Origin of the sequence: Pantoea conspicua (assembly GCF_002095315.1) — a bacterium.
GTDB classification, from domain to species: domain Bacteria; phylum Pseudomonadota; class Gammaproteobacteria; order Enterobacterales; family Enterobacteriaceae; genus Pantoea; species Pantoea conspicua.
In genome coordinates this window covers 17,034-39,103 of sequence record NZ_MLFN01000041.1, presented here as the reverse complement: position 1 = coordinate 39,103, position 22,070 = coordinate 17,034, and the positions used below count along the sequence as shown (strand labels likewise).

Below are 22,070 nucleotides of genomic sequence, written 5' to 3'. Positions count from 1 at the left end.
GATTTATTCAACAAAGCCCATGGGAATTACTTATTTAAAAATAAGGCGCAAAGGTTAATTACAGCGTAGTTATGTGACACGAATGTTATGCTATTGCTGGCTTAAAATTGCCCACTGGCTAAGCCCGCTCTTAACCAAAAAAATCCTCCAACATGCTGTTTTCCGGTGTTATTATTTTATAAACCCTGTTCCGGAAAAGGTCAAATCTGACTGTAACCATCCAAAATAGACTTACTTTTTAATGAGTTAGAAAGCAAATACTTCTGACTGCCGCTTTGTTTGCTTTTTTGCCCTGGATTGTCTAATGACAGGATTATATTTTCAGGCGAAGCCGGTAAAACCGGGCAGTTTAATGTGGATGTAAATGTTAATAAATTGGAGTGAACTCTTACCGGTAATTAACAGCCACCGCGCGTCTGCGGCTTATTCCCTGAAACAGCACTGAATAAGCGGCTTAATAAACAGCAATCACTTATTAACCGGCTGAGCCGCTTATTTTCATCTGCCGTTACGTTATTACCGTTTTAACCTGTTGCGTCATGCCGGTTGCCTGCCGTCGCCGGCTGTGGTTTGTTAGGGTGGCAAACATCCTCTCATCCGGGTTAAGGAGTCGCTATGGCACGTCTGACCGCACAGGATTTTCCGCAGGAACTGCTGGAGCTTTACGATTACTACGCCCATGGACGCATCAGTAAACGCGAGTTTATTGCCATGGCCGGTAAACTGGCGATTGGCGGCATGACCAGTGCCACGCTGCTCGGTATGCTCAGCCCCAACTATGCCCTGGCGACGCAGGTGGAGTTCACCGATCCCGATATCAAACCAGAATATATCCACTACTCTTCGCCGGAGGGTCACGGTGAAGTCCGCGGCTATCTGGTCAAACCGGCGAAACCTGCAGGCCGGCCTCCGGCGGTGGTGGTGGTGCATGAAAACCGCGGCCTTAATCCTTACATTGAAGATGTGGCGCGCCGGGTCGCCAAAGCGGGTTATATCGCTCTGGCGCCAGATGGGCTGAGCTCAGTCGGCGGCTATCCCGGCAATGATGAAGAAGGGCGCGCATTACAGGCGAAGGTCGATCCCGTCAGGCTGATGAACGATTTTTTTGCCGCCGTGACGTTTTTACTTCATCACCCGGAAGCGAACGGGAAAGTGGGGATAACGGGCTTTTGTTATGGTGGCGGCGTCGCCAATGCGGCTGCCGTTGCCTTCCCGGAACTGGCCTGCGCGGTACCTTTTTATGGCCGGCAGCCAAAAGCGGAAGACGTGCCGCGGATAGACGCGCCACTGCTGCTGCATTATGCCGGGCTGGATAACAATATCAACGCTGGCTGGCCAGCCTATGAAACGGCGCTTAAGCAACATAATAAGATCTTTCAGGCACACATCTATCCTGGCGTGAATCACGGCTTCCACAATGATTCAACCCCGCGCTACGACCAACCGGCGGCAGAACTGGCGTGGCAAAGAACTCTGGCGTGGTTTGAAAAATATCTTCATTAACGCAGACTACTGCCGGGTATCAGCGGCGGGACACGGGCAACGCCCGCCCGGCCGCCGCGTTTCGCTATTACGACGTTAATCCTGGTCCGCCACGCTTTTATCGCGTTGCGCCAGAATCCGGCTCAGATTGACCTCCAGCCAGTCGGCCAGCCCGACCACCTGCTCACCCATTTCACGCCCGAGCGGCGTTAGCGAGTATTCCACGTGAGGCGGCACCACCTCGTAAGCGATGCGCTGCACGAAACCGTCCTCTTCCAGATGACGCAGGTTCTGCGCCAGCATCCGCTCACTCACGCCGCCCACCACCCGCCGTAATGCGCTGAAGCGCAGCGTCTGGTCCTGCAGCGCCAGCAGAATCAGTACGCTCCAGCGGCTGGTCACCCGTTTAAGCACATCACGCGACGGACAGTTCACATTGAGCAACTCACCGCGGATAAATTTTTCACTCAATTTTTCAGGCATTTATATCACCATCCTTATACTAACAAATCTGTAAGTACTTACTAAAAGTTAGTTTATCCCGTAGGCTGGATTTCACCAACAGCGAAATAATCGGAGCGATACCATGTTTGCAGTGACAGGTGCCACCGGCCAGCTCGGCCGTTTAGTCATCGACGCACTACTGAAAAAAGTGCCGGCGGGCGAAATCGTTGCCGCCGTGCGTACCCCAGCCAAAGCGGCAGACCTTACTGCACGTGGTTTGGTGGTACGTCAGGCGGATTACAGCCAGCCGGAGACGCTGGCTGCCGCCTTCGCTGGCGTCGATAAGCTGCTGCTGATTTCCGGCAGTGAAGTGGGCCAGCGCGAAGCCCAGCATAAAGCGGTGATTGAAGCAGCCCGCACCGCGGGCGTCGGTTTTATTGCTTATACCAGCCTGCTACATGCCGATAGCTCACCGCTGGGACTGGGCGTAGAACACCGGGCAACCGAAGCGCTGTTACAGGCTTCCGGCGTGCCATTCGCCCTGCTGCGTAACGGCTGGTACAGCGAAAACTATGCAGCCAGTATCGCCCCGGCACTGGCGCATCATGCCTTTATCGGCGCAGCAGGCGAAGGGCGCATCGCGTCGGCGGCGCGTCAGGATTATGCCGATGCGGCAGCGGAAGTGCTGGCAGGTGATAATCAGGCTGGCAAGGTGTATGAACTGGCCGGTGATGACAGCTATACCCTGGCGCAGTTCGCTGCTGAAATTGCCGCTCAGAGCGGTGAAAAGGTGGATTACGTCAATCTTTCGCAGCAGGAATTTGCTGCCGCACTGAAAAGCGCGGGTCTGCCTGACGGCCTGGCGGAGATGCTGGCGGATTCCGACGCAGGCGCAGAAAAAGAGGCTCTGTTTGATGATTCACACCAGCTCAGCCAGTTGATTGGTCGTCCCACGACCTCTTATCAGACAGTGATTCGCGCCGCGCTGGCGAAAAGCTGACTGAAGATCACAGAGCGGGCCGCTTTCGGCCGCTCTGTTTACCGTTTTAAACCTGTTCTGTCGTTACGTATGCCATCTTTTGCACCCTTTTTCCCGCCACGCTTATCTTACAAAATGTAAATAAATGCCGGTTTTCTTCAGGCTAAATTTTTTTCTTATACCGACTAAGAGATTCATCTGAAATGCGTTTTTATTGCACAATGGCATATTTGGTTGAATTGGCTGGAATTTATTCAAAAAAGTCGATTAATAGACAATTTTTATTACGTTCATAGATATTCTGCATTGTTGTTCCGCAGTATGAGAGGTCTATAATTTGTCCTTTGTGCAACCCCGACCGCTCAGGAGGCCGCTATTAATACTTATCGCCAGCAACTAAATGCACTTGAAGAGGTTCGTGCCGGGGCGGAAGTTGAGTATCAATACGATCCCCATGAACTGAAACTGGATCGCATGCAGGATTCTGAACCGGAGCCGGAGCTGATTGAAGGCTTACCGGCGCCGGATGCGCTCACGCCTGCCGATCGTTATCTGGAACTGTTTGAACATGTCCAGATGTCGCATATTTTCGAGGATAGCAAAACCTTCCCCGACTGTTCGCCAAAATACGATCCGCTGGATGTGCTGATGCGCTATCGCCGACAGAAACGCAGCAGTGATTTTGACCTGTCGCGTTTTGTCGCCGATCACTTTTATCTGCCTGGCGTAAATGAAAGCTTTTATGTTTCCAACCCGGATAAAACGCTCAACGAGCATATTGACGATCTGTGGCCGGTGCTGACCAAAATGCCGCAGCAGCATATGCCGCACTCTTCCCTGCTGCCATTGCCGAAACCTTACGTGGTACCGGGCGGGCGCTTTGGCGAGACTTATTACTGGGATTCTTACTTCACCATGCTCGGCCTCGCCGAGTCGGGTCGTGACGATTTACTGCGTCATATGGCGGATAACTTCGCCTGGCTGATTGATAATTACGGCCATGTGCCAAACGGTAACCGTACCTATTATCTCAGCCGTTCCCAGCCGCCGGTGTTTGCGCTGATGGTTGAGCTGTTTGAAGAGGATGGCGTGCGCGGTGCAAAACGCTATCAGGAACAGCTGATGAAGGAGTACCAGTTCTGGATGGACGGTGCTGGTTCGCTGATGCCCAATCAGGCTTATCGTCACGTGGTGCGGATGCCCAACGGTTCACTGCTCAACCGTTACTGGGATGACCGTGATACACCACGTGATGAATCGTGGATCGAGGACGTGGAAACGGCCCGTCAGTCAAAACGTCCGGCAAGCGAAGTCTATCGCGATCTGCGTGCCGGTGCGGAGTCAGGCTGGGACTATTCTTCACGCTGGCTGCGTAACCCGAAACGTCTGTCGAGCATTCGCACCACCCAGTTTATTCCGATCGATCTCAATGCGTTTCTCTACAAGCTTGAGCTGATGATCGCCACGCTGTCGCACGCCAAAGGCGAAGAGCTGACCGCGCTGGCCTGGCAGAAAAAAGCCGAGGCGCGCAAACGTGCGATCACCCGCTATCTGTGGGACAGCACCGCTGGCGTGTTCCGCGACTATGACTGGCGTCGTGAGCGTTTCGGTGCCTTTACGGCGGCAGCGGTGGTTCCGCTGTTTGTTGGCTTAGCCACGCCGCATCAGGCGCATCTGCAGGGCATTGCCCTGCGTCATCTGCTACTAAGCAACGGCGGTCTGCTGACATCGATGGTGGAGAGCGGTGAACAGTGGGATAAACCCAATGGCTGGGCACCGATGCAGTGGATGGCGATTGTCGGCCTGAATAACTACGGCGAAGAGACGCTGGCGAGCGAGATCGCAGTGAACTGGCTGACTACGGTCAACAATTTCTACCAGTTGCACCACAAACTGGTGGAGAAGTATGACATCAGCGGTGATCGCGCCCGTCCCGGTGGCGGTGGTGAATATCCGTTACAGGATGGATTCGGCTGGACCAACGGTGTTACGCGGCGTCTGATGGCGATGTATGGTCATCTGATGGCAGATTAAGCCGGTTCAGGTGTAACGGACGTTAACCGCTTCACCTGACAGCCAGCCACAAAAAAGCCGGGCTTCATGCCCGGCTTTTTTCGCGTTGACGCTTATTTCTTCGCTTCAACGCCGGGCTGTGCTGCCCGTTGCAGGAACTGCTGTGTCACTTCCGGCAGGTGCTGAAGCAACCACTCCGCCATCGCGACTTCCTGCTCACGAATCTCAGTCAATACTCTTACGCCTTCAGCATCGCCAACCTGTTCCGCTGCCGCAATCAGACTGGTATAACTGGCGATCTCGGCATTTTCGAAAACGTAGCCGCTAATCGCGCCTTTCACCACTTCATCCGAGGTGAACATACCGCCCATTGCCTGACCGGTCGCTGCCATTTTACCCATCACATCTTTCATTACGGAGTGATCAATGCCGTGGGTGTCCAGCAGCTGCTCCAGCAGGGTAAGCTGATGTTTGGTCTCATCCAGGTGCTGCGCCAGACGCTGTTCCAGCGCCGGATAGTGCTCCAGGCGACCAGACATTTTGCTCAGCATGCTTTCAGCCTGCTTTTCCATTGCGTGCGCATCACGCAGCCAGTCATGATAATTTTCAATTGCCGTCATTTGCTACTCCTTAACATACAGTTATGGATTCCGCCACCGAAGTGAGCTTCTGATCCGTCTGTTTCTCTTCATTCAGGGTCTGTTCCAGCAGTTTTGCGGCCTGGGTGTAACCCAGTTTGAGTGCCAGCGCGTGCAGGGTGCCGTAAGTGGCAATTTCATAGTGCTCAACTTTTTGTGCTGCGCCAATTAACCCCTGATCACGGACTTCGCCCTTTTCAACCGAATCAATGATCTCCTGCGCCTCTTCAACCAGCCCTTCAAGCGCATGGCATTTCATTCGTTTGATTTTAACCTCTGGCGTGGCTTCCACTAATTCATCCAGCCGCTCGATTTGGCCGCGCGTCTCTTCAAGATGCTGATTAAACGCAGCGACAAGTTTTTCATCGCTGGCAGCGCGCGCCATTTTCGGCAATGCACGGGTTATCTGTTTCTCAGCGCTGTACACATCAGACAAATCATGGATGAAGAGATCGTTTAGCGTTTTCACTGTCATAAGATAGCCTCATTGATTGAAAAGTTGCGGTAAGAAATAACGCAACGCCAGTCATATCGGTGACACTTAAAAATTCTAGCGGAGATTTTTTATCTCGCACGCCGCATCGGTATGAATTTAAGCCGTAAGTGGCATGCAGAATGCATTTTTCTTTTCACAGCAACAAGTTAGCTCTCTAAGGTTTTTTGTTATAACGGCTTAGCTAAACAGATAAAGTTGTACAAATGAAATTAAATTTGTATAAATTTCATCAGTAACAATTAAGAAAAGAGAAACTAACCGGGCAGGCAACTTGTACAAAAAATTAATTAAACCGTACACCCCTGGCTCGCTGAAAATAAAAAACCAGAAAGGGGTCACCTTTCCGGTTTAATCGGTTAATCTGCCACCGCTATTGATTAAGCACTGGCATAATGCTGGCAGTAATTATCCTGCAGGAGAATTAAATAGATTTAACATTGCCCAGCGAACTGATGGTACCTGCTGTGACAGCAGCGTTAAAGACGTTCAGCTCCGGCGGCTTACCTTACCCCCTTTCCGTCCAGCCTCAATAGCGCGCTCGGGATCATTTTTAAAGTTTCCGCCGCTTTTCTGGCCGCCTTTACGCCCCGCCTCCGCCGCGCGCTCTCTGTCCGCAGCAAAATTTCCCGCTCCACCACGATATTGAGTCATTCTGTGTTCCTCATTGGATTTAATAATAGAAATAGCACAGTGATGCTTCATCAGTCCGAATCAGCAAATATAAATGTAGCCGTAAAATTTCTTCTATCAAGATAGGAAAATAGAAAACCCATCATAATTTTTGGTTAATTTATGGCAATTAGCTTTACTGACTGATAAAGCGCCGCCACTAAACTTCGCAACCGAAAAAAGGCAAAAGAGATAATCCGCGGCCTTCCTCAGACAATGACGAATTGCTATTAATCGATCATTTTCATAAAAAGTCCAATTGAAAACTATATAAGCGAAGCGGCACGATAACGTCGTCATATGAAACAGTTAGTGAAGATGATCAACAAACGATCAATTTACCTAAGCGAAGCGTAAAGTTTGGTTTAAGAAAAACCAAATCAGGTGAGAAATAAGCGAAGCGTGAGTCTCTTTCAAAACCAGTTAAAAGCTGAGCGGATCGATCAATAAATGATCAAATACCCTATTTCATTCATCCGATATTAAAAGAAAGCGCTCAGAAAATGGCTTTCAGGGTGATTGAAATAAGCGAAGCGTAAAAATATTATGCGTAACGGTGGATCGGTTTTTTTAAGATTTGTACGAAAAGTATCTTTGTGCGAGAAAGCGCACTCATTTACGGAAAAAGGGAGAGAAGAAATACAGATTCGAGTCGCCCTGACGTCAGGCCTGCGTATGCAGAGCCGCGGCGGGAGAATCCAGATAGAGCCGGGCGGGATTACGCGAAGGGATTAAGACTCAAAGGAGATCAGCGTGAAACGGGGCAAAAGCGACACCGCGTTTACCCCTTTTTTTAATGCGATACATCGCTTCATCCGCGCGTGCCAGGGCGGAATCAAAGTCATCTTTTCGCTGCACCTGTGCAACACCAATTGATGCACCCATCATTGCATGGCCATTTGCCATATCAAACGGCGTCAGCACCGCATCCAGGCAGGCGTGAACCAGTTTTTCCAGTTGTGGATGTTGTAACGAAAATGGCAGCAGCAGGACAAACTCATCACCGCCAGGGCGACCAATAATCACCTCGGCCGGACAGAGATCAACAAAGCGCTGGCTGAGCTGGATCAAGACGTCGTCGCCGCTGCGATGGCCCAGCGTGTCGTTAACGTGTTTGAAATTATCTAAATCGATAAAGGCGACACACAACGGCCCCTGCGCTTTTAAATCGCGAAAATGATTCTGCAACGCATGGCGATTGGTCAGCATGGTCAGCGGATCGTGCAGCGCCAGCAGAGCGAGCTGCTCCTCATATTGCTTCTCTTTGGTCATGTCGATGTGGGTGCCGGTCACCTTTAACGGGCGACCCTGATCGTCCCATTCGCTGACCCGACCCCGATCCAGCACCCAGGTTATGCTGCCGTCTTTAGCGATCATGCGATGCAGCGCTTCGTAGTAAGGCGCTTTTCCGGCGATATGATCGTAAAACGCCGTCAGAACCTCATCAGCGTCTTCAGGATGCAGGCTCTCTTTCCAGGAGTCGAAGTTGGCGTCGGTCTCTTTGGGTTGAAAGCCCAGCATCGCGCCCCAGCGTCGGTTGAAGATCACCAGCTTGCCACTGGGGATGTCCAGTTGCCACAGGAACAGGCCGGTACCGTCCAGCGCTGCGTTGAGCTTGTTACGGGCGTCATGGGCTATACGCTTCAGACGCGCATTATGCTTTTTCAGGTTTTGTATCTGTAGTCGCAGCGCTTCTTCTGACATAGCAGCCATAAGACAGGGTTTAAAGGAGGTTATTGTGCCTGTACGCACAATTCTGTAAAGGGAGGCTTATAAAACACGATTAGTCGCGGTGAATTGCAGGCTGGACAGGATATCAGGCGGCCCGGCCCTGGCAATACAGCATAGAGGTGGTACGGAAAATTAATTTCTCCGTGGAATCTGTTCAGTCAGGGCCGGTGTGAAAAAGGGTGTGCGATAGCATTTTTCGGCAGAAATGCAAAAACCCGCCAGAGGCGGGTTCTTTAAAGATGGTGCCCGACCCGAAGATGCCGGGAGCATTTTTGCATCGCGCGTCCGCGCGCGAACCCAAAGGGATGTGGCGAGTTCATCGAACCTTCGATGAACGGGTTCAACGCTCTGAAATGCAAAAACCCGCCAGAGGCGGGTTCTTTAAAGATGGTGCCCGAACCCGGAATCGAACCAGGGACACGGGGATTTTCAATCCCCTGCTCTACCGACTGAGCTATTCGGGCAACGGGGCGCATTAAACCAAAGCGGCCCGACAGCGTCAAACGCTTTTCATCAAAATGAAATCGACTGGCGGCTTTTCCATCAACCCCCTGTCCTGTCCCCCCGCTGCAGGTAAAATCGTGCTATCGGGTGATTAAATTTCGTTCAGGCCAGCTGCGGAGGCTGAATTGTGGCGCGGTTAAGCCGATAAATGTGACGAGACCAACACTAATAATAAGGATCGCCATGTTTTACACCATTACATCAGGTATTGCTTCCCGGCTCAGCTGGCAGAAGCGCACACACTCCGCAGCAACACTCACTTCCCTTAGCGACTCGATCGCCATGATAGAGTTCACGCCCGAGGGCACCATTCTCAGCGCAAATGCGCTATTCCTCGACCGTATGGGCTATACGCTGGCAGAAATTGATGGTCAGCATCACAGCCTGTTCTGTACGCCGGATCAGCTGCAGTCAAATGACTATAGCGACTTCTGGCTACGGCTGAACCGCGGCGAAAGTTTCAGCGATAAGTTTCTGCGTGTGGCAAAAAATAGCCGACCGGTGTGGCTCGAAGCCAGCTATGTGCCGGTGCAGGATCGTCATGGACGGGTATTCAAAATCGTGAAGCTGGCAACTGACATTACCGGCCATATCAACGACGCTCAGGAGCAGCGCGCCATGACGAACGCGATTGAACGCTCAATGGCGGTGATCGCGTTCAACCTGAAAGGCGAAGTGCTCAAAGCCAACGACAATTTCCTGAAAACCATGGGATACCGTCGTGAGGAGATTCAGGGCGTACACCACAGCCAGTTCTGCTCAGAGGAAATTCGCAACAGTCGCGAATACAGCGAACTCTGGCAGCGGCTGAATCACGGCGAATTTATCTCAGGTCAGTTTCCCCGGGTGAATAAGCAGGGGCGCACCGTCTGGTTACGCGCAACTTACAATCCGGTGTTCGACGAACAGGGCAGGTTATATAAAGTGGTGAAGTTTGCCACCGATGTGACAGCCCAGGTCGAGAAGAACCAGCAGGAGCGCGAGGCGGCTCAGCGGGCCTATCACACCGCCCTGCAAACCAACGAAAGCACCCGCGTCGGTGCTGATGTGATCGCCAACAGCGTGCAGACCATGAATGCGCTGGCAGGCGAACTGCAGGGGATCTCGGGTGATATTTCCGGTCTGAGTGAATCGTCTGAGCGTATTGGCTTTATTGTGGAAAGCATCCGCCGTATTGCCGATCAGACCAACCTGCTGGCGCTGAATGCGGCAATCGAAGCGGCGCGCGCCGGCGCCCACGGCCGCAGCTTTGCAGTGGTCGCCAACGAGGTCAGGACGCTGGCGGCTAACATTAACCGTGCCACGGCCGAAATTGAGAGCCGGGTGCAGCAAAATCATCTGCTGGCGGGTAAGGCGCTGAAAGGGATTGAATCAAACCTGAGGCGTGCCGATCACGGGGTGCAACTGGCACAGGAAGCGGGCGGCGTGATTGCTGAAATTCGTGAAGGCGCGACGGATGTGGTGCGGGCGATTAGCCACGTGACGGAGACGCTTAAAGCATAAAAACAAAGGGGCCGCGGCCCCTTTTTACGCCTGCACGACTATTTTTTCTCTGCCACCACCGACGCTTCCGGCGCTGGCGGAACAAAGATGTGATCCAGAATGGCACGCATCACCGGTGCCGCCGTGACCCCTTCCCCACCGCCATTTTCCAGAATCAGCGTCACCGCCACTTTTGGTGCGTCGAACGGCGCAAACGCGGTATAGAAGATATGGTCGCGCAGCCGGACCGGGATCATTTTGGCGTTATAGATCTGATTCTGTCGCAAACCAAATACCTGCGAGGTGCCACTTTTCGCTGCTATGCCATAAGGCGCGGTATGAAAATACTTATAACCGGTGCCGTTAGGCGCATTTGCCATGCCAAACATAGCGTGGCGCACCAGCGACCAGTAAGGAGAGTGCGGGTCGCCAATCTGCGCAGCCGGCTGTTTTGGCTGATAGTGTTCAATCAGTTTGCCGCGCTGGGCTTTCTCCAGCAGGTGCGGCGCGATCACCCGGCCATTATTGATCAGCGCCACCATCGCTTTCTCCATCTGAATCGGGGTCGCAATCCAGTAGCCCTGACCAATGCCGACGGAAATGGTATCACCCTGATACCAGGTTTTTTATGCACCTTCTGTTTCCACTCGCGACTCGGCAGTAAGCCGTTGTACTCCTCATTCAGATCGATGCCGGTAGATTTGCCGTAACCAAACTGGCTCAGCATGGTGTGGATACGGTCAATGCCCATCATAAAGGCGACCTGATAGAAGAAGGTGTCGGCGGACTCCTCAATCGCCCGGGTGACATCCAGCATACCGTGTCCGGATTTTTTCCAGTCGCGGTAACGGCGATCGGTGCCAGGCAGCGTCCAGGTAGCGCGCCAAAGAACTGCGACTGCGGCGTAATCACATGGGTCAGCAGCGCTGACATCGCCATATAGGGCTTCACCGTCGAGGCCGGTGGATAGAGTCCCTGGGTCACGCGGTTGATCAGCGGCAGATTCTTATCCTGCAGCAGCGACTTGTAGGCCTGATAGCTGATGCCTTTCACAAAGGGATTAGGGTCGTAACTGGGACTGGAGACCATTGCTAACACCGAGCCATCACGCGGGTCCTCAATCAACAGCGCCGCACGCTGGCCCGCCAGCAGGCTTTCGGCGTACTGCTGCAGATGCAAATCCAGCGTCAGGGTGAGGTTTTTTCCGGCCACCGGCGGCACCTCTTTCAGCACCCGCACGATGCGGCCGTGGTTATCCACCTCCACTTCCTGATAGCCAGGCTTGCCGTGTAGCATCGTCTCGTAATAGCCTTCAACGCCCTGTTTACCGATATTGTGATCAGCGGCGTAGTTCTCGGCGATGCCCGCCGCATTCAGCCGCTTGTAGTCGTTATCGTTGATTTTCGACACATAACCGAGCACGTGCGCCAGATCGGCCCCATAGGGATATTGCCGATCCTGATAAATTTCGATGCTGGCACCGGTAAACCGAAACTGGTTAACCGCAAAGCGCGCCACCTGCTCTTCGCTCAGCTCCTCTTTCAGCACCACCGGCTTGTAGCGGCTGGTCTGTTTTAACGCGTGCCGGAAAGTTTCAATCTCGTCGGGCGTCAGGTTGAGGATCGGCGTCAGCGCCTGCAGTGTGGCCTGCATATCTGCGATTTTATAGGGCGTCAGGGTGATAGCGTACCAGCTGACGTTGCGGACCAGAGGAATACCATTACGGTCATAAATCAGCCCGCGCGTCGGGGCGATGGGAATCATTTTGATGTCATTCTGGTTGGATCGGGTCTGGTAGTAGCTGTGGTCGCGCACCTGCAGGCGATACAGATTCACAGCAAGAATGATGAAGCAGAGACAGACCAGAGCAAAAGCCACCGTCGCACGACGGGCAAACAGTTTCTCTTCAGCGTCGAAGTTACGAAAATTCATCAGGCAGCATTATCAGGCGGTTACTTATTATTTGTTGTTCCGCAACATGATAAAGCGCGCTCGCAGGCGTACCAGCGCGAAGATGCACAAGCCTGGCGAAAAGTGTGTCATTTGATGTGAATGTTACAGGATGGGAAAAGCAGAGAGATCGGGCCCTCTGTGTGAAAAGAGGACCCGGAGAGATCATCAGGCAGCCAGCATCAAACCGCACCGGCCACGTTGATTAATCACCCAGCAGCACTGACTCCAGCGCAATTTTGATCATGTCGTTGAAGGTGGTCTGACGTTCAGCCGCCGTGGTCTGCTCATGGGTACGGATATGGTCCGATACGGTACAGATGGTCAGCGCTTTAGCACCGAATTCTGCCGCCACACCGTAGATGCCCGCCGCTTCCATCTCAACGCCGAGGATGCCATATTTTTCCATCACGTCGAACATCTGCGGATCCGGGGTATAGAACAGATCGGCGGAGAAGATGTTACCGACGCGCGCTTCCACACCCAGATTTTTAGCCGCATCGACTGCGTTACGCACCATGTCGAAATCGGCAATCGCCGCGAAGTCGTGATCCTTGAAACGCATACGGTTGACTTTGGAATCGGTGCAGGCACCCATACCAATCACGATATCGCGCAGTTTAACGTCTGCACGCACCGCACCACAGGAACCTACACGAATGATCTTCTTCACGCCGAAGTCGGTGATCAGCTCTTTGGTGTAGATTGAGCAGGATGGAATGCCCATACCGTGGCCCATCACTGAAATTTTGCGCCCTTTGTAGGTGCCGGTGTAGCCCAGCATGCCGCGCACATTGTTCACTTCCACCGGATTTTCCAGGAAGGTTTCAGCAATGTGTTTCGCACGCAGCGGGTCACCCGGCATCAGGACCACGTCAGCGAAGTCACCCATTTCGGCATTAATATGCGGAGTTGCCATTGTTACTTTATCCTTGTTAAATCGCTGGGTTACAGCATGTTCTTGCCATAGTCCATGTCGGACAGGCCAAAATAGTGTGCAATTGTCTGACCGATATCGGCGAAGGTTTCGCGATAACCGAGTGAACCCGGTTCAACTTTCGGCCCGTAAATCAGAATCGGAATGTGCTCACGGGTATGTTCGGTGCCTTTCCAGGTCGGATCGCAGCCGTGGTCGGCAGTCAGGATCAGAATGTCATCCTCGCCCACCAGCTCCATCAGCTCCGGCAGACGACGGTCAAACAGCTCCAGTCCGCCCGCATAACCGGCGACATCACGGCGATGTCCCCAGGTCGAGTCGAAGTCGACAAAGTTGGTAAAGACAATCGACTGATCCGGCGCGATTTTCATCTCCTGAATCGTGGCGTCAAACAGCGCATCCAGTCCGGTCGCTTTGACCTTTTTGGTGATGCCCTGTTCCGCATAGATATCGGCGATTTTCCCCACCGAAATCACATGACCGCCCTTCTCATCCACCAGCTTTTTCAGCATGGTGGCAGACGGAGGCTCCACCGCCAGATCGTGACGGTTGCCGGTGCGTTCGAAGTGACCCGCTTTATCGCCGACAAACGGACGCGCAATCACGCGACCGATGTTGTAACCGCCTTCCGTCAGCTCTTCGCGGGCAATCTCGCACAGCGCATAGAGGCGATCCAGGCCAAAGGTCTCTTCGTGACAGGCGATCTGGAATACCGAGTCCGCAGAGGTGTAGAAAATCGGCTTGCCGGTTTTCATGTGCTCTTCACCCAGCTGATCCAGAATCACCGTACCGGAAGAGTGGCAGTTACCGAGATAGCCCGGCAGCTCCGCGCGCTCAACCAGCTTATCGAGCAGTTCCTGCGGGAAGCTGTTCTCCTGATCGCTGAAGTAACCCCAGTCGAACAGCACCGGAACCCCGGCGATTTCCCAGTGGCCTGACGGCGTATCTTTACCTGACGAAATTTCGCTGGCGTAAGCGTAAGCGCCGGTGATCTTCGCGTTCGGATCGAGGCCCGCCGGGAAGCGACCGGTAGAGAGTTCTGCGGCTTTACCCAGACCCAGTGCGGTCAGGTTAGGCAGATGAAGTGGCCCTTTACGGCCTTTATCTGCTTCACCGTTGAAACAGGCTTCAGCAATGTGGCCGAGCGTATCTGAACCTTCGTCACCGAATTTATCAGCATCTTTACTGGAGCCGATCCCGAAGGAGTCGAGAACCATAATAAAAGCACGTTTCATGCAAGTCTCCTGCGCAATGGCGCGTGACAAGTCAAAAAAAAGCGATCAGATCAGTATACCCGAATGCATTGCCGCTGGCACCGATTACTGGCCGGTTAACTGACATCGCTCACACGACGATAGACCACTGGCGTGGTGGCGGGCGCGGTATCACTCAGCACCAGCGCGGCTTTGACCGCTTCGGCGGCCTGTTGCCACTGCGCTTCGTTGCTGGCATGGATAATCGCCAGCGGTCGCTGAGCATCAGCACGCTCACCCAGGGTAATCATCTCGCTTAAACCAACGCTGTAATCAATGCTGTCGCTGGCGCGCTGGCGCCCGCCGCCCATTGAAACCACCGCCAGCCCCAGCGCCCGGGTATCCATGCTGCTGACAATACCCGGCTGATCGGCATAGACCGCCTTGCTGAGCATCGGCGCAGGCAGATACGCGTCGTAGCGCTCAACAAAATCGGCTGGGCCGTTCTGCGCCGCCACCATGCGGGCGAAAATCTCCGCTGCTTTGCCGTTATCCAGCACCTGCATCAGCTGCTGGCGCGCTTCTTTCTCATCTGCGGCCAGTTTGCCGGAAATCAACATTTCGCTGCACAGCGCCAGCGTCACTTCCAGCAGACGTGGATTGCGCTGTTCGCCGGTGAGGAAGCGCACTGCTTCCCGCACTTCCAGTGCGTTACCGGCTGACGACGCCAGCACCTGATTCATGTCGGTGAGCAGCGCGGTAGTCTGACAGCCCGCCCCGTTAGCAACGCCCACAATCGACTGCGCCAGCGCTTCTGACGTCTCGTAAGTCGGCATAAACGCGCCCGAGCCCACTTTAACGTCCATCACCAGCGCATCCAGCCCTTCCGCCAGCTTCTTCGCCAGAATCGAGGCGGTAATCAGCGGAATCGAGTCTACGGTAGCGGTAATGTCACGCGTGGCGTAAAAGCGTTTATCCGCCGGGGCCAGGGAGTTGGTCTGGCCGATAATCGCCACCCCAACCTGTTTGATGATCTCGCGGAAGCGGTCATCGCTGGGGAAAATATCAAAGCCGGGGATCGCCTCCAGCTTGTCCAGCGTGCCGCCGGTGTGGCCGAGGCCACGGCCGGAGATCATCGGAATATAGCCGCCGCAGGCTGCCACCATCGGCCCGAGCATCAGCGACGTCACATCGCCGACACCGCCGGTCGAATGCTTATCCACCACCGGGCCGTTCAGGTTGAGTGATTTCCAGTTCAGCACGGTACCGGAATCACGCATCGCCATGGTCAGCGCCACGCGCTCAGGCAGCGTCATATCATGAAAATAGATGGTCATCGCCAGCGCGGCGATCTGGCCTTCCGAGACGCTGTTATCACGGACGCCGTTGATAAAGAAGCGGATTTCAGCGTCAGTCAGCGCATGACCGTCACGTTTTTTGCGAATAATTTCTTGTGGCAGGAACAAGGTAGCCCCCTGGTTCAGGGAAATCAGGATGGAGAACAGGCGGTCAGCGACCGCCTGAGGGATCAGTAACCCGCTTTGCTGGTGTCGCTGTCATGACCCAGGGTATTCAGCAGGCTCGCCAGCAGGCTGGAGGCACCAAAGCGGAAGTGACGCGCATCGGCCCACTCCGCACCCAGCGTCTCTTCCGCCAGCTGCAGGTAAATTGCCGCATCTTCAGCGGTGCGCACGCCACCCGCCGGTTTGAAACCGACCTGCTGGCTGACGCCTTTATCGCGGATGACGCTCATCATGATCTGCGCCACTTCCGGCGTAGCGTTGACCGACACTTTACCGGTGGAGGTTTTGATGAAGTCCGCACCGGCATCAATCGCGATTTCAGACGCCTGACGGATCAGCGCTTCCTGCTTGAGTTCGCCGGTTTCGATAATCACTTTCAGCAGCACATTCGCTTCGGCGCAGGCGGTTTTACAGGCTTTCACCAGATCAAAACCGACCTGGCTGTTGCCGGCAATCAGCGCACGGTACGGGAACACCACATCCACTTCATCGGCGCCGTAAGCGATCGCCGCACGGGTTTCAGCCAGCGCGATCTCAATGTCATCGTTGCCATGCGGGAAATTGGTCACCGTGGCGATACGAATCTCCGGCGTACCCTGTTCACGCAGCGTTTTACGTGCAATCGGGATAAAGCGCGGATAGATGCAGATAGCCGCCGTGTTACCTGCCGGGGATTTTGCCTGATGACAAAGCGCGATCACTTTTTCGTCGGTGTCGTCGTCATTCAGGGTGGTTAAATCCATCAGTTTCAGGGCGCGCAGGGCAAGGTGTTTGATATCGGTCATGAGGCTCTCCAAAGGATCGAGGTGCGATCCACCGGCTGGCCGGCGGAATGTGATAATAATAACAGCGTCACCGGCGATTTTATGTGCTGGCAGTCACATCAGAATAAGAAAATGATGTAATACTGACATGAAAAACCAGATCTGAGTCGCATATAACGCCATTTAAAGCCCATTATACGCCAGCCGACCGAATGTTACTATTATCACATTCACCCTGGGACAAAGGCGATCCGCTACCGCTAAACGGGTTGATGGCATACGGCGGGAAAAGCGGGTTCAAGCTGAAACAGCTGCTGGCTGTTATGCCATAGCGCATCGGCGATCTCTTCAGGGGATTCTTCCCGCAGGGTGCAGAGCGTCTCCCACACCTGGCGTGCCCGTTCTGGCCGGTTTGGCTGGCCCTGAAAGCCTTTTAGCGGCATATCCGGTGCATCGGTTTCCAGTAGCAGCGAGGAGAGCGGCAGTTGCGCCAGCGTCTGGCGGGTTTTGCTGGCCCGTTCATAGGTGATGGTGCCACCAACGCCAATCGCATAGCCGAGTTTAATAAACGCCTGCGCCTGTTGCAGGCTGCCCGCGAAACCGTGTACCACTCCGCGACGCGGCAGATCGTGACGCCGCAGATGCTGGGCCAGTTTGTCATGGGTACGACGTGAGTGCAGGATCACCGGCAGCGCGTAACGTTTCGCCAGTTTAAGCTGCGCATCAAGAAAGCGCAGTTGCTTATCAAACTGCGGATCGTCGCGATAGAGATCCAGCCCGATCTCGCCGATCGCCACCAGCTTACGCGGGCGCTGCTGCAACATCATCTCCAGTTGATCGAGATGGGCTTCCTGGTGCTGCTCAATGGCAATCGGATGCAGCCCAAGCGCGGCGTAGAGCGGAGCATGGGTGGCAGCCAGCTCGCAGACCCGGTTAAAGCGACTGGCCTCCACGGCCGGGATAATGATCTTCTCTATGCCCGCGGCAGCGGCACGCGCCAGGCTGGCGTCGGCGTCCGACTCAAACGGTGGAAAATCAAAATGACAGTGTGTATCGATAAACCTCATGCCAGCGATCCTTTATCGTAATCGGCATCATTATCCGCCAGCGGCGGCGTAATAATCTCGCGATTATCGGGCGCATTGGCAACCGGCACAGACGGTATAATGATGCGCGGCGGGCTTTGCAGCTCCACATCACTTAGCCACTGGCCCAGCGTGGCGAGGAAATAGCGGCCGCAGCGCCGGCCCAGATGGTAATCCTGGTTCAGCGACGAAATACGGCTGCCGAGCGCACTGCTGGCCAGCACATGCGGGGGAAAGATCTCAATGATGCGTAAGTCACCGGGCGGATTTTCAATAAACTGCTGAATTTCGCGATAGCTCTGCTCATGCTGGTGCAGCACGTTAATCATCGGCTGGAAGGCAGCCGCCGTCATCCAGCGCTCCATGCGCTTAAACCATTTTGGCGTGTAGAACATCTGTGACGGTACGGTGCGTATCACCACAATGGTATCTGCGCCACGACGCGCCGCTTCCCGCACCGGAATCGCATCACTGATACCGCCATCCAGATAGCTGATCCCTTCAAGGTTCACCCCAAGCCGGTAGAAGCCGGGAATGGCGCTGGAGGCTCTGATTAAATCCAGCCAGTTGTCAGCCGTTGGCGTGAAGTAACCCGGCGTGTAGTCGTCGCTGCGGCAGGCGCACATATAAAACTCGCGCCCGCTGGAGAACATTTTTTCGGCGCTGGTCATCGCCAGAGGAAATTCGCGGCGCGTGGTTTCGACCAGCCAGTCGAGATCGATCAGGTTACCGCCGCGCACGAAACGTAGCGGATCGAAAAAGAGTTTGTTGGTGGTGTAACGGGTTATCACACGACGGGCGTAGCCAGGCTGACCACAGACAAAGGCAGAAAGATTTTGCGCGCCGGCAGAGGTGCCGAGCATCAGTTGAAAGGGGTTAAATCGGGCACGCTGAAACTCATCCAGCACACCAGCGGTGAAGATACCGCGTTGACCGCCGCCTTCGCAGACCAGCGCAATTTTATGAGATTTAAACGGTGTCAGCGCAAGAGGTTCAATGGCGCCGAGCGTGACGGGAATGCGTATACCCACTGTGTGAACCTCAAAAGGGGTTCCCGCGGGCAGGCTGAAGGATTGTTACGTCTGTCCAGCAGCATTCCGGAGAACCAGTCATACCCTCCTTTAGCCGGGCAACCGCACTGTACTGGTTGCCCCTTGTAGCGGTGTGAAAAAAATCCCTTTTTCACCTCATTCGCTACCGATGACTGGTCTCCGCTTTATGCTTACATGCTTTGCATTATACTGCAGGACTCATCGGCTAAAGCTTTTTACGGCCGGTAAACAGGCTGATGAGGAACAGGATAATACCAACAACGAAGACAACTTTAGCTGCCCATGCTGCTGTACCCGCTAAACCGCCAAAACCTAACGCTGCAGCAATCAGTGCGATTACCAGAAAAATAATGCCCCAACGAAACATAAGCCTCTCCTTACCCTATTGAAAATCGAACTGCTTATTTAATCCCCGGATGGGTATCTTTTATCCGTGCGGCCTGCTGTTGCGGCCGCACGGTTACCATTAAGATTTAACCGTCAGGTCATTCTTAACGCTTTTCACGCCTTCAATGGCTTTCGCGATGCTTTCAGCACGGTCTGACTGTGCCTGATTTGCCACGTGCCCTGAAAGCTGAACAACGCCGTCGGTGGTTTCAACTTTTACGTTGCGCGACGGAACAATGTCATCCGCTAATAGCTTAGCTTTAATTTCGCTGGTCGTAGCGGCATCGCCCGCATAACCTTTCATCGACTGAGATTTGCTGTCTTTAACGTGTAGTTTGTCGCTGACGGATTTAACACCTTCGATTTTCTGCACCACAGCCACGGCTTTTTCAGCCTGATCCTGTGAGGTGACGAAACCGCTTAAAGTCACCACGCCCTGATGCGTTTTTACCGAAATATCCGTGCTTTTAATTGCGTCATCATCAACCAGTGCAGCTTTTGCCTTGGCGGTGATGCCGCTGTCATCCATAAAACCATCGACTTTTTTCATAGAACTATCGATTTTCGAACCCGTGCTGTCTGCCGTCTGTGACGCTTTCTGAGAAAGCGACTCGTCAGCCAGCGCGCTGCCGCTGATCAGTGCTGAGCCAATCATTGCAGCCATCAGGGTTTTGGCAATCTTAGTCTTGTTCATCGATATATTCCTTCTATCAGTTAACTCGCCCAAAACTGTGGGCGCAACAGCAGCAAACCGCACTGCTGGGTTACAGGACGTAAGGACAAGAGAAGTCTCTTCCGCCGTCCGATAGAATAATCATAGACAACATTTCGCGCTTTGCCTGGCTAACTGGTTGATCACACGTCAAAACGAGAGGAAAAGTGGTTTTTTAGGAGGAGTCTGTAGCGGGGAAAACAGGGCCATTCCCAGCTGGAATGGCCCGGATAGCGCAGGATCAGTGCTCGCGGGTTTTGCGGAACCTGACGTCAGGATAACGTTCCTGGGTAATATTCAGATTCACCATGGTTGGCGCGATATAAGTCAAATTATCACCGCCATCCAGCGCGAGGTTCACTTCGTTTTTACGCTGGAAGTCTTCGAACTTTTTCGCATCGTCACATTCAACCCAACGCGCCGTTGAGACGTTGATCGCTTCGTAGATCGCCTCGACGTTATATTCGCTCTTCAGACGCGCCACCACCACATCGAACTGCAGCACCCCGACGGCGCCGACGATCAGGTCGTTGTTGTGAACCGGACGGAACACCTGTACCGCCCCCTCTTCCGACAGCTGAACCAGCCCTTTCAGCAGCTGTTTCTGCTTCAGCGGATCGCGCAGGCGGATACGACGGAACAGCTCCGGCGCGAAGTTCGGAATACCGGTGAACTTCATATTCTCACCCTGGGTGAAAGTATCGCCGATCTGAATAGTACCGTGGTTATGCAGGCCGATGATGTCGCCGGGATAGGCTTCTTCAACGTGGGAACGGTCGCCGGCCATAAAGGTCAGCGCGTCGGAGATCACCACATCTTTGCCGGTGCGCACCTGACGCAGCTTCATCCCTTTTTCATATTTACCTGACACCACACGCATAAAGGCCACGCGGTCGCGGTGTTTCGGGTCCATGTTGGCCTGGATCTTAAACACGAAGCCGGTGAACTTCTCTTCTTTCGCTTCTACCGTACGGGTGTCGGTGTCACGCGGCATCGGACGCGGTGCCCACGCCACCAGGCCATCCAGCATATGATCCACGCCAAAGTTACCTAGCGCGGTGCCGAAGAAGACCGGCGACAGTTTGCCGTTGAGAAACGCTTCCTGCTCAAATTCATGCGATGCGCCCTGCACCAGCTCCAGCTCTTCACGCAGCTGTGCCGCCAGATCTTCCCCGACCGCGGTATCAAGCTCTGGGTTGTTCAGCCCCTTCACGATGCGGACATCCTGAATGGTGTGGCCTTTACCGGTCTGGTAGAGATAGGTCTCATCTTTATAGAGGTGATAGACCCCTTTGAACAGCTTGCCACAGCCGATAGGCCAGGTGATGGGCGCGCAGGCAATTTTCAGCTCGCTTTCCACCTCATCCAGCACTTCCATCGGGTCGCGGATGTCACGGTCCAGTTTGTTCATAAAGGTCAGGATCGGCGTATCGCGCAGACGGGTGACTTCCATCAGCTTGCGGGTACGATCCTCGACGCCTTTCGCGGCATCGATCACCATCAGACAGCAGTCAACCGCGGTCAGCGTACGGTAGGTATCTTCCGAGAAATCTTCGTGCCCTGGGGTATCCAGCAGGTTCACCAGGCTATCGCGATAGGGGAACTGCATCACCGAGGTGGTAATGGAGATACCACGCTGTTTCTCCATCTCCATCCAGTCCGACTTAGCGTGCTGGTTAGAGCCGCGGCCTTTTACCGTACCGGCGGTCTGGATAGCCTGTCCGAACAGCAGGACTTTTTCGGTAATAGTGGTTTTACCGGCATCCGGGTGCGAAATTATCGCGAAGGTGCGGCGGCGTGCCACCTCTTCTAAAAAGGGATTAGACATGGAATTCTTCTCAATGGAGCAGCGCGCTCGGTCTGGCGCTGCTGATAAATCACGGTGGCCGGCAGAACCTTACCGGCGGGTAAACGGTGCCAAAGGCGACATCATGTCGTCGGCGGGTCAGCGCGAAGTTACATTGGCGTGAATTCCGGTTACCTGGTCAGCTTTAAGGCGGCATAGCATACAATATTTTGCGCGCAGCGG

At 54.0% G+C, this 22,070-nt stretch carries 18 protein-coding genes, 1 tRNA gene and 1 pseudogene; 4 read left to right on the top strand and 16 right to left on the bottom strand.

Features of this window, described 5'->3' with window-relative positions; translation table 11 throughout:
* Positions 1 to 615 precede the first annotated feature (615 nt).
* Complete coding sequence (gene yghX, locus HA41_RS14090) at positions 616 to 1,503, top strand: YghX family hydrolase (protein ID WP_094121299.1); 888 nt, start codon at positions 616 to 618, stop codon at positions 1,501 to 1,503.
* A gap of 75 nt (positions 1,504 to 1,578) precedes the next feature.
* Here the strand turns inward: yghX and HA41_RS14085 are convergent, their stop codons facing one another.
* Positions 1,579 to 1,965, bottom strand: a complete 387-nt coding sequence (locus tag HA41_RS14085; RefSeq protein WP_094121298.1) for a winged helix-turn-helix transcriptional regulator — start codon at positions 1,963 to 1,965, stop codon at positions 1,579 to 1,581.
* A 103-nt stretch (positions 1,966 to 2,068) separates the two neighbouring features.
* On the opposite strand from HA41_RS14085, the gene HA41_RS14080 reads away from it, so the two are divergent.
* The gene (locus tag HA41_RS14080; protein WP_094121297.1) at positions 2,069 to 2,926 is read left to right on the top strand and encodes an SDR family oxidoreductase; all 858 of its coding nucleotides are present in this window, start codon (positions 2,069 to 2,071) and stop codon (positions 2,924 to 2,926) included.
* Between the two features lie 354 nt (positions 2,927 to 3,280).
* Entirely contained in the window at positions 3,281 to 4,939 is a 1,659-nt protein-coding gene (locus HA41_RS14075) for an alpha,alpha-trehalase (RefSeq protein WP_094121296.1), read from the top strand.
* A gap of 92 nt (positions 4,940 to 5,031) precedes the next feature.
* Here the strand turns inward: HA41_RS14075 and HA41_RS14070 are convergent, their stop codons facing one another.
* From HA41_RS14070 to HA41_RS14050, 5 genes are all read right to left on the bottom strand, one after another.
* The gene (locus HA41_RS14070) at positions 5,032 to 5,538 is read right to left on the bottom strand and encodes a ferritin-like domain-containing protein (protein ID WP_094121295.1); all 507 of its coding nucleotides are present in this window, start codon (positions 5,536 to 5,538) and stop codon (positions 5,032 to 5,034) included.
* A 10-nt stretch (positions 5,539 to 5,548) separates the two neighbouring features.
* Entirely contained in the window at positions 5,549 to 6,031 is a 483-nt protein-coding gene (locus HA41_RS14065) for a YciE/YciF ferroxidase family protein (RefSeq protein ID WP_094121294.1), read from the bottom strand.
* Between the two features lie 507 nt (positions 6,032 to 6,538).
* Positions 6,539 to 6,703: a con-10 family general stress protein gene (locus HA41_RS14060; protein WP_031377082.1), complete on the bottom strand. Its 165-nt coding sequence runs from the start codon at positions 6,701 to 6,703 to the stop codon at positions 6,539 to 6,541.
* Between the two features lie 756 nt (positions 6,704 to 7,459).
* Entirely contained in the window at positions 7,460 to 8,425 is a 966-nt protein-coding gene (locus HA41_RS14055; protein ID WP_094121301.1) for a sensor domain-containing diguanylate cyclase, read from the bottom strand.
* A gap of 415 nt (positions 8,426 to 8,840) precedes the next feature.
* A tRNA-Phe gene (locus tag HA41_RS14050) sits at positions 8,841 to 8,916 on the bottom strand.
* A gap of 223 nt (positions 8,917 to 9,139) precedes the next feature.
* Between HA41_RS14050 and HA41_RS21545 the strand changes: the two genes are divergently transcribed.
* Positions 9,140 to 10,459, top strand: a complete 1,320-nt coding sequence (locus HA41_RS21545; RefSeq protein ID WP_094121293.1) for a methyl-accepting chemotaxis protein — start codon at positions 9,140 to 9,142, stop codon at positions 10,457 to 10,459.
* Positions 10,460 to 10,497: 38 nt separating this feature from the next.
* Here the strand turns inward: HA41_RS21545 and mrdA are convergent.
* The 10 genes and pseudogenes from mrdA to prfC form a co-directional block, all read right to left on the bottom strand.
* Positions 10,498 to 12,370, bottom strand: a pseudogene (mrdA, locus tag HA41_RS14040) (penicillin-binding protein 2).
* A gap of 223 nt (positions 12,371 to 12,593) precedes the next feature.
* Positions 12,594 to 13,307: a purine-nucleoside phosphorylase gene (gene deoD / locus HA41_RS14035; RefSeq protein WP_094121292.1), complete on the bottom strand. Its 714-nt coding sequence runs from the start codon at positions 13,305 to 13,307 to the stop codon at positions 12,594 to 12,596.
* Between the two features lie 29 nt (positions 13,308 to 13,336).
* The gene (deoB, locus tag HA41_RS14030) at positions 13,337 to 14,560 is read right to left on the bottom strand and encodes a phosphopentomutase (protein ID WP_094121291.1); all 1,224 of its coding nucleotides are present in this window, start codon (positions 14,558 to 14,560) and stop codon (positions 13,337 to 13,339) included.
* 95 nt (positions 14,561 to 14,655) lie between these two features.
* Positions 14,656 to 15,984: a thymidine phosphorylase gene (gene deoA, locus HA41_RS14025; RefSeq protein ID WP_094121290.1), complete on the bottom strand. Its 1,329-nt coding sequence runs from the start codon at positions 15,982 to 15,984 to the stop codon at positions 14,656 to 14,658.
* Between the two features lie 62 nt (positions 15,985 to 16,046).
* Positions 16,047 to 16,826 carry a deoxyribose-phosphate aldolase gene (gene deoC, locus HA41_RS14020; protein ID WP_094121289.1) on the bottom strand — a complete coding sequence of 260 codons (780 nt, stop codon included), beginning with the start codon at positions 16,824 to 16,826 and terminating at the stop codon, positions 16,047 to 16,049.
* A 239-nt stretch (positions 16,827 to 17,065) separates the two neighbouring features.
* A complete protein-coding gene (locus tag HA41_RS14015) occupies positions 17,066 to 17,872 on the bottom strand; it encodes a TatD family hydrolase (protein ID WP_094121288.1) in 807 nt (268 codons plus the stop codon).
* Entirely contained in the window at positions 17,869 to 18,921 is a 1,053-nt protein-coding gene (locus tag HA41_RS14010) for a patatin-like phospholipase family protein (RefSeq protein WP_094121287.1), read from the bottom strand. Before HA41_RS14010 ends, HA41_RS14015 begins: the two co-directional genes overlap by 4 nt.
* Before the next feature lie 226 nt (positions 18,922 to 19,147).
* Entirely contained in the window at positions 19,148 to 19,309 is a 162-nt protein-coding gene (locus HA41_RS14005) for a DUF1328 domain-containing protein (RefSeq protein ID WP_003848537.1), read from the bottom strand.
* 99 nt (positions 19,310 to 19,408) lie between these two features.
* On the bottom strand, positions 19,409 to 20,023 hold the full coding sequence (gene osmY, locus HA41_RS14000) for a molecular chaperone OsmY (RefSeq protein WP_094121286.1): 615 nt from the start codon (positions 20,021 to 20,023) through the stop codon (positions 19,409 to 19,411).
* A 259-nt stretch (positions 20,024 to 20,282) separates the two neighbouring features.
* The gene (prfC, locus tag HA41_RS13995; protein ID WP_094121285.1) at positions 20,283 to 21,869 is read right to left on the bottom strand and encodes a peptide chain release factor 3; all 1,587 of its coding nucleotides are present in this window, start codon (positions 21,867 to 21,869) and stop codon (positions 20,283 to 20,285) included.
* Positions 21,870 to 22,070 lie beyond the last annotated feature (201 nt).

What these genes read in the sequence shown, in the direction of transcription:
- deoB (WP_094121291.1), bottom strand. Translation starts at nt 14,560, where the DNA reads ATGAAACGTGCTTTTATTATGGTTCTCGACTCCTTCGGGATCGGCTCC.
- HA41_RS14070 (WP_094121295.1), bottom strand. Translation starts at nt 5,538, where the DNA reads ATGACGGCAATTGAAAATTATCATGACTGGCTGCGTGATGCGCACGCA.
- deoC (WP_094121289.1), bottom strand. Translation starts at nt 16,826, where the DNA reads ATGACCGATATCAAACACCTTGCCCTGCGCGCCCTGAAACTGATGGAT.
- HA41_RS14055 (WP_094121301.1), bottom strand. Translation starts at nt 8,425, where the DNA reads ATGTCAGAAGAAGCGCTGCGACTACAGATACAAAACCTGAAAAAGCAT.
- deoD (WP_094121292.1), bottom strand. Translation starts at nt 13,307, where the DNA reads ATGGCAACTCCGCATATTAATGCCGAAATGGGTGACTTCGCTGACGTG.
- HA41_RS14015 (WP_094121288.1), bottom strand. Translation starts at nt 17,872, where the DNA reads ATGAGGTTTATCGATACACACTGTCATTTTGATTTTCCACCGTTTGAG.
- HA41_RS14060 (WP_031377082.1), bottom strand. Translation starts at nt 6,703, where the DNA reads ATGACTCAATATCGTGGTGGAGCGGGAAATTTTGCTGCGGACAGAGAG.
- HA41_RS14080 (WP_094121297.1), top strand. Translation starts at nt 2,069, where the DNA reads ATGTTTGCAGTGACAGGTGCCACCGGCCAGCTCGGCCGTTTAGTCATC.
- HA41_RS14005 (WP_003848537.1), bottom strand. Translation starts at nt 19,309, where the DNA reads ATGTTTCGTTGGGGCATTATTTTTCTGGTAATCGCACTGATTGCTGCA.
- HA41_RS14065 (WP_094121294.1), bottom strand. Translation starts at nt 6,031, where the DNA reads ATGACAGTGAAAACGCTAAACGATCTCTTCATCCATGATTTGTCTGAT.
- yghX (WP_094121299.1), top strand. Translation starts at nt 616, where the DNA reads ATGGCACGTCTGACCGCACAGGATTTTCCGCAGGAACTGCTGGAGCTT.
- prfC (WP_094121285.1), bottom strand. Translation starts at nt 21,869, where the DNA reads ATGTCTAATCCCTTTTTAGAAGAGGTGGCACGCCGCCGCACCTTCGCG.
- HA41_RS14085 (WP_094121298.1), bottom strand. Translation starts at nt 1,965, where the DNA reads ATGCCTGAAAAATTGAGTGAAAAATTTATCCGCGGTGAGTTGCTCAAT.
- osmY (WP_094121286.1), bottom strand. Translation starts at nt 20,023, where the DNA reads ATGAACAAGACTAAGATTGCCAAAACCCTGATGGCTGCAATGATTGGC.
- HA41_RS21545 (WP_094121293.1), top strand. Translation starts at nt 9,140, where the DNA reads ATGTTTTACACCATTACATCAGGTATTGCTTCCCGGCTCAGCTGGCAG.